The organism is Endozoicomonas sp. SESOKO3 (genome assembly GCF_024606255.1).
The window spans coordinates 1-6,117 of sequence record NZ_JAHHPR010000290.1; the positions used below are offsets into that span (position 1 = coordinate 1).

A 6,117-nucleotide genomic window follows, 5' to 3' on the forward strand; every position below is an offset into this window, starting at 1 on the left:
ACATCCTCATGGTTGAGCATGCCCTTGCCACTGTTCATGGACGAGAAGGAGCGGAGCAGCTCCATATTGAACTCGCCATCCTTGTCCCGCCATTCCGGCCAGCCCAGTACCTCTTTCACTTCCTCATGTTTGAGCTTGCCTTTGGTATGATTCATGGACGAGAAGGAGCGGAACATCTCAATACTGAACTTGCCATCCTTGTCTTTCCATTCCGGCCAGCCCAGCACGGCTTTCACTTCCTCATGCTTGGGCACGCCTTTTGTGTTGTACATGGACGAGAAAGAGCGGAACAACTCTACATTGAACCTTCCATCCCTGTCTCTCCATTCCGGCCAGCCCAGCACGGTTTTCACTTCCTTATGTCTGGGCACACCTTTGCCATTATTCATGGACGAAAGGGAAGTCAATACATCCAGAGCCGCTAAATATTTCAGTTCATTCTGGCTACGTTCTGCAAAATCACGGATATGTTTTTTTTCATTTTTTAGCATGCTGGTCAGCATGCCGGTATTTTTTATAGTTTCTGGAAGGTGTCCAAAAAAAACAACAGCATTATCGAAGAAGCCATTAAAAGACTTTCTCGTCACGAAACCGAGCAGCTTATAAAAAGTGTATTTGACTGTGATGTTTTTTTTCTTAAATACCTCCATCAGGGCTTGTGCTTTTTCCAGCTCTTCTTTATTTAATTCGTAATGGATATTTGCTTTTACTTTTTCCAATGGGTCATCGGGGATCAGAGTGTCTGCCAGTTTCTTCTTTTTGGCCGGTGCCTCTGAAAAAGCTACTTTTGAATGATTTCTCTTTCTACCCGAGCCCTTCTTTTTTTTCTGTGAAGGTTCTGATAAACCCGGTTCTGTTTCTTTATGGTTTTGTCTTGCTCTTTTTTTACCCACAGTGCCCGACAGGCATCGGTTGCACAAAAACGCTGAAGCTGCTGCCTCATTGTGTATACGACTTAATTCCTGTGTATTGAGTGTCTTGTTACACCGGGAACAATTGACAGCTGAACTTTCGCCACCCTGCCCAGCTGAGGGTTTCAGTGGGTCATCATCTTTACGACCACTGCCATCTGTAGAACCTGATGCCTGTTCGCGGGCTGTGGTTCTGTTCGTCTGGCCGGATTGGCCAGTCTGGTCTGTTGTCACGGTGGTTGATACTTTGAGGATTCTCGAGGGTTGACTCTTTTTCTTGGTACCCACCTGCCGGACAGAATATTTGCCAGCAGTGATCTCACGGTAAGCAATGAGTTTCTGACTGTGCTCGGTTGGCCAAGTCTGAACCAGCCCCGGATGCATCGTGTCAGGGGCTGATCTTTCCAGATCCAGAATGTCCGCTTCAATCACCATAATCCGATCTGACAAAATCCGGGCCAGCGTGGTCCGGTCAGTTATAATTGCCCATAGTCGTTTGATTCGTAACATTCGAAGCAGTTGCCTTTTTTGTTGAAGGCATTTTTGAACAGGGCTGAGAACGAGGGTAAGGTCAGACTGGGGCTCTGGGTCAGGATTCCAGCGGTTTCCGTCGGGTGGCTTATCGCCATCATCTCCCCCGGCAGTAACCGTGGCGATCACGGTAGCGGAAGTGTTCTCAGGAACTTCAGGGGACATGTCAATGTGGCGTGTTTGCTTCATTGGCCAACTCGCCAGGGGACGCAATTGGAGAGGCTCAAGAGGGCTGTTATTCGGTAGCAGCTGAAGCAAACTAAGGGCGAATTGCATAAACCCTGGCGGAAGAGGGTTGGGCTGCTCAGGTTCGGCCAACTTGTTGGCATACAAGAAATGCGTTGGCTGCGGGCCTGAGCCGACCAATCCCACTGCAGGCATTGGCTCCCCAAGCATAATTGTCACCAACAAAAGCAGTGATCGAGCCATTGAGCAGGCGGTTTTGCTTTCTTGTGGGCATCCCATAGACTCAGGCGCATTGATAGATGTTTGCCACATGCACGAGACTGTATAGCACCTTAATGGCTAGCGTGCCGTGAAACACTCATCAAGCAGTTCTAATTCCTGAAAACTCTGATAAATATCAGGATCAACCTCCGATAATAAGGAGTCACGCATTTTTAACCGCTGTATTTCGCTGCATGCCCATTGCCTCCATCCTTCCAGTATGTTGTTATCGATATCGATTTTGGCTTTTTTAAGGACGGCCACTGCATGCGCAAGCTCCATTTCATTCTTGTACTCGTCCAGTAATGTCAGTATTTCGGTGCTAAAAACTTCTGTCTGGTTGAGCTTTAACCATAAATTGCGAAACGCCTGTTTTTCTGTTTTTTCGTCTGGTGGGGTAATGCTTTGTGTTACCGATTCAATGAACGGCTCACAGGCTTCAGCACTCGTGGGTTGGACATTATTCAGGTATTGGGACAGTGATTCTTTGATCTCATCGGGGCATTCTGCCCCTGATGCTTCGATTCTTTCTCTCAGTTTGCCAAGCAAGGATCCAGGCAGCCTCTCTTTATGCTGGTCAAGGGATTTCCATGCGATGAGGTTGATGGTCATCTTAGTGTTGATCAGGTTAGCCAGAACATATACAGGTAAAGGTTTGAAGGGGGCTGCTTCAATGGCATCTTTTGCCCCGGGCTCTCTGTTTGCGGATAATCTGGCTTCGCGTCTTTGAATGTATAACGGGTAATCCAATCTTAAACGCCTTTGCCAATCATCTGCTGTCAAATAATAGTATTCAGGCATATCAGTGATTTTCAAAAAAAACCGGAACTGATCCTCTGACCAGTTGCTGATTTCCATTTTTTCATCATTTATTTTCAGCTGCGGCATTGGAAAACGGTAGATCTGAACACTGTCACCCGGCACCTCAACCTCAAGCCACTGCCCTCTGACAGTGAAGAACATCTCATTGAGGTTGTGCATCAGCACGGTGATATAGCTCAGGGCCAGCTGTTCTCCCGATGGAATAAGTCCAGATACAGGTATCTCAACGGTGTTGGTGTCTGTTGTGCGCATTCCAGAGAGAAAGTGATCGGGGATTTCGTGATCCCAGGGCAGAAGGCAATGGGTTCTGAGTAACGCTTCAAAAAGTATTTGGATGCCTTCTTTTGTGATGTCATGGTTTTTTAGTCCAAGGCAAGCTTCAAGCAGCCGTTTTAACCATTGGGAGGAATGCTCTTTGCTGAGTTTATTCAGGGCGCTCAACGAGGGAAACAGGTTGAATAGAGCCCCTGCATGGTTGGCGTCCAGAAAACGGAGCTGATCATCTTTTGTCAAGGGTTCCAGTATCTCCCAATAGAGTCTTTGCATATAGTCGAGTTCCAGCACCCCCGATAATTGTCGTAACCGGGCTGAGAGCTGTTCCCATTGGCTCTTGTCTGGCAATGATTTCAACCGCCTGACGAAATAGACAAAACGCCCTCTGTATTCATTGGAAGAAAAAAGAACCATTGCTTGATTTAATACGTGCAAAGGCACGGTTTTACCCGAATGTTGCCGCAAAAAATCCCGGTCCTGTTGATTAGCCTTAAGGTAGCACTCGATGCCTTTCCCTCCATAAGAAGACAGAAGCTTTATCAATGATTCCGATATCGGAACGGTTTTAGTCCTTTCATGGCATTGGTAAAACTGTTTTAAAACTGCCCAGCTTATTGACCAGTCTGGTTTATAGGTGGAGAGGTAAAGAGCAACTGTTTTTATCTGGCGATTCCATTTGTCGCCCTCTTCGTTATCAGAGTCGTTATTTTCTTCAGTAAATTCTGTAAACAGCCACTGTTTCAGCTGTGTCTCCCGGTGTTGCAGCGTTTCAGTGGCAGGTAGCCCTTCTGATTTCCAGAGTTTGGTCATAATTTGCAGGAGCAAGTGATTGGGTTTACCCCCGCAACGTGTCCAGTCCAACACTTTTTTCACATGCTCATGTTTGGGCACTCCTTGGCCATGATTCATGGATGAGAAAGCGTTAAACCGTTTCATACTAAAATCGCCATGCTTGTCTTTCCATTCCGGCCAGCCCAGTACCTCTTTCACTTCCTTGTATTTGAGCACGCCATGGTTATGATTCATGAACGTGAAGGCGCGGAACCGCTCCATACTGAACTCGCCATTTTTGTCTTTCCATTCCGGCCAGTCCAACACCTCTTTCACTTTCTTACGTCCGGGCATGCCTCTTTTGGCGCATATGGACGAGAAGGCGCGAAACCGCTCCATACTGAACTCACCATCCTTGTCTCTCCATTCCAGCCAGCCCAGCACCTCTTTCACTTCCCAATGTTTGAGCATGCCCCTGGCATGATTCATGGACGAGAAAGTGCGAAACTGCTCCGTACTGAACTCACCGTGCTTGTCTTTCCATTCCGGCCAGCCCAGCATTTCTTTCACTTGCTCATGGTTGGGCACGCCATGGCCTTTATTCATCGATGAGAAAGCGCGAAATAACTTCATATTGAACACACCATCCTCGTCTTTCCATTCCGGCCAGCCCAGTACCTCTTTCACTTCCCTATGTTTGGGTGCACCTCTCGAGGTGAACATCGATGAGAAGGTGCGGAAGAGTTCCCTGTTGAACTCGCCATCCTTGTCTTTCCATTCCGGCCAGTTCAGCATCTCTTTCACTTCCATCTGTTTGTGAGTGCCTTTACTGGCGTACATAGATGAGAAAGTGCGGAACAGCTTTATACTGAACTCGCCATTCTTATCTTTCCATTCCGGCCAGGCCAGCACCCCTTTCACTTCCTCATGTTTGAGCATGCCTTTGCTACAATTCACGGATGAGAAGGCGCGGAACAACTCCATACTGAATTTGCCATTTTTGTCTTTCCATTCCGGCCAGCCCACTACCTCTTTCACTTTCTCATGTTTGAGCATGCCTTTGTTATGATTCAAAGATGAGAAGCAGCGGAACAGCTCCATATTGAACGCATCATCCTTGTCTTTCCATTCAGGCCATCCCATTAGCTCTTTCACTTCCTCATGTTTGAGCATGCCTCTGCCGCTGTTCATGGACGCTAAGGCCCGGAACAGCTCCATATTGAATTCGCCATCCTTGTCTTTCCATTCAGCCCAGCCAAGCACCTCTTTCACGTCGTCATGTTTCAGCATGCCTTTAGAATGATTCATGGATGAGAAGGCGCGGAACAGCTCCATATTGAACTGGTCATCCTTGTCTTTCCATTCCGGCCAGCCCAGCAGCGCTTCGACGTCCTCATGTTTGAGCAGGCCCCTGGCATGATTCATGGATGAGAAGGCGCGGAACAGCTCCATGTTGAACCCGTCATCCTTGTCTTTCCATACCAGCCAGCCCAATATCTCTTTCACTTCCTCATGTTTGAGCAAGCCTTTGCAAGTATTCATTGACGAGAAAGCACGGAACAGCTCCATATTGAACTCGCCATTATTGTCTTTCCATTCCGGCCAGCTCAGCAGCTCTCTCACTTCATCAAGCTTGGGCACACCTTTGCAACTCTTCATGGACGAGAAGGAAGTCAATGTATCCAAACTCGCTAAATATTCGAGTTCACTTTGATCACGTTCTGCAAAACTACGGATATGTTTTTTTGCATAATTCAGCATGCCGGTTAGCATGCCTGTGTTTTTGAAGTTTTTAGAAAGGTGCCCAAAAAAAGCAGTGGCATTATCGAAGAAGCTATTAAAATACTGTCTCTCTACAAAGCCAAGCAGTTTATAAAAAGTATCCTTTACAGAGATGTTTTTTTTCTTGAATACTTCCATCAGGGTTTGTGCTTTCTCCAGCTCTTCCTTGCTTAGTTCGTACTTGATACTTTCTTTTACTTTTTCCAATAGATCATCAGTGATCTGGGCGTCTTCCGGTTTCTTTTTTTTAGCCGGTGGTGCAGTAGCTGCTTCGGAATGGCTTCTCTTTCTACCCGAGCCCTTATTTTTTTTCTGAGCAGGTTCTGATGAATCCGACTCTGTTTCTTTCAGGGTTTGTCTTGCTCTTTTATTACCGTGAGTGTCCGGCAGGCACTTGTCGCATAAAAATGCTGAAGCTGCTGCTTCATCAGCGACACGGCTTAATTCCTGTGTATTCATTATCTTGTTACATCTGGAACAAGTTACGACCGAACTTCCGGTATCTTGCTCAGCCGAGGGCTTCAGTGGATCATCGCCTCCGTGACCACTGCCGCCTGTTGAACGAATTCTCTGGCTAATG

Annotated in this window: 2 protein-coding genes; both read right to left on the bottom strand. The window is 47.0% G+C overall.

The features are described 5' to 3' along the window. Positions 1 to 1,631 (bottom strand): hypothetical protein (locus tag KDK18_RS05285; protein WP_257253718.1); only part of this gene is annotated, 1,631 nt, incomplete at its 3' end. A 336-nt stretch (positions 1,632 to 1,967) separates the two neighbouring features. Next, positions 1,968 to 5,996, bottom strand: coding sequence for a hypothetical protein (locus KDK18_RS05290; RefSeq protein ID WP_257253720.1), 4,029 nt, complete (start codon positions 5,994 to 5,996; stop codon positions 1,968 to 1,970). Between the last annotated feature and the right edge of the window lie 121 nt (positions 5,997 to 6,117).